A 1,539-nucleotide genomic window follows, 5' to 3' on the forward strand; every position below is an offset into this window, starting at 1 on the left:
GTCGGTGGAGGCGGACTATGCGGACATGCCGTCCGCGGCGTTCAACGCGGGACGTACGATGCAACGTGTGTGGTTGGCGGCGCAAGCCGAAGGCCTGGCGCTGCAGCCCCTGGCCGCGGCCACGGTGCTGATGGCGCAGAAGCCCGTCGGTGGATGGGTTCGGCCGGCCACGCAAGCGCTGATCCGCGAATCTCTCAGCCTCGCCGCGCTGAAAGCGAAGGGTGACGCTCCTTACATTCTCTTTCGGGTGGGCAGGGCGTCGGCGCCAAGCGTTACGACCTGTAGGACTATGCCTCGTCTTGATGCGAATTGAGGGTGGAGCGCCACGTAACCACCCCCTGATAAAGGTGGTCAGTGCGGTGTCGTACAGAGCCACGATGGGGGGCCATTTAGCCTGCATTTGCGTCACCGAGGCACCCGCTGTTTGCAGACGCGAAGAGCGATCGAATCAACCCGCCCTTTAAGGCGAATCTAGGAGTCCATCATGAGTTTCTCGTCACTCAAGCCCACGTTGCCGCGCCTTCAGCGCAGCGCCGTGGCCCTTGCACTGGCCGCCTTCGGCGCAAGTGCATCGGCGTTGCCATTGTTCACCGTCGACGCTGATCCCACAGCGGCCGTGCGCGCTGTGCAGGCCGACAACATCCTGATCTCCGACTTTGCTCGGGTCATGACCAGCGGCACTTCGTTCACCGAATCAGGCTTCCTGTCGGTCACGGACCTGCAGCTGGGTGGCGTGACCGTCGCCAACAGCGGTGTCGGATCCACTTACAACATGTACGTGGAGTTCGCCGGATCGGGTTCGCTCAGCCTCGCTGGCAACCCGAACACCTCGCCGACGTTTGGCTCGTTCCAGACCCTTACCTACAACCTGTACGGCTACGGCGGCACGGTCGCGACGTTCGGCGTCACCAGCGCTGGCGCCACGGTCAATGGCAACTTGGCGAACGTAACCCCGGGCACCGTCGGCGTCACGGGCGAGACACTGCTTGCCACCGGCACGCTGGTGAGCGGCACAGTGTCGACGACGCCTGGCCCCGGTGAGAAGTTCTCGCCATCGGCCTCGACCTTGCTGACCTTCAACCTGACGGACGCTGGCAAGGGCGTCTTCATTGCGCCGAACCCGTTCTACAGCATGGCGTTCGCCTCGTTCACCAACAGCCCTTCGCAGGTTGGACTGTTCGACGGTGGCTTCACGATCTCGCAGGGCGGTGGATCAATCAACTTCACGACCCCGATCCCGGAGCCCGAGACGTATGCTCTGATGCTGGCTGGTCTGGCGGCCGTAGGCTTCGTCGCCCGTCGTCGCCGTCCGCAAGCCTAAGCGCAGCGGTCTGTGACCCAAGGCGGCTGCGCGATGGCGCGTAGCCGCTTTTTTTTGAGCGACAGGAGATTCCGATGACTTTCAGAGGCCTTGCGTCCACCTTGGTTGGTTCTTTGTCCATCACGCTGCTGTTGCCTGCGGCGGAGGTGGTGGGGGGGATTCGCCCCCGACCGTGACGCCTCCCGTCGTGGCGCCCCCTGCCAACACGGCGAACTTTC

2 protein-coding genes are annotated in these 1,539 nt (G+C 63.7%); both read left to right on the forward strand.

Features of this window, described 5'->3' with window-relative positions; all coding sequences use genetic code 11:
- Window positions 1–313, forward strand: a 313-nt coding sequence (locus tag RMO40_RS25440) for a hypothetical protein (protein ID WP_309726795.1), incomplete at its 5' end; no start/stop codon positions are given.
- A gap of 171 nt (window positions 314–484) precedes the next feature.
- Complete coding sequence (pepA, locus tag RMO40_RS25445; protein WP_309726797.1) at window positions 485–1,321, forward strand: flocculation-associated PEP-CTERM protein PepA; 837 nt, start codon at window positions 485–487, stop codon at window positions 1,319–1,321.
- Window positions 1,322–1,539 lie beyond the last annotated feature (218 nt).

Origin of the sequence: Rhizobacter sp. (genome assembly GCF_031412075.1) — a bacterium.
Lineage (GTDB): Bacteria > Pseudomonadota > Gammaproteobacteria > Burkholderiales > Burkholderiaceae_C > Rhizobacter.

Bases quoted from the DNA above. Each gene is read 5' to 3' on its own strand.
- pepA (WP_309726797.1), top strand. From the start codon at position 485: ATGAGTTTCTCGTCACTCAAGCCCACGTTGCCGCGCCTTCAGCGCAGC.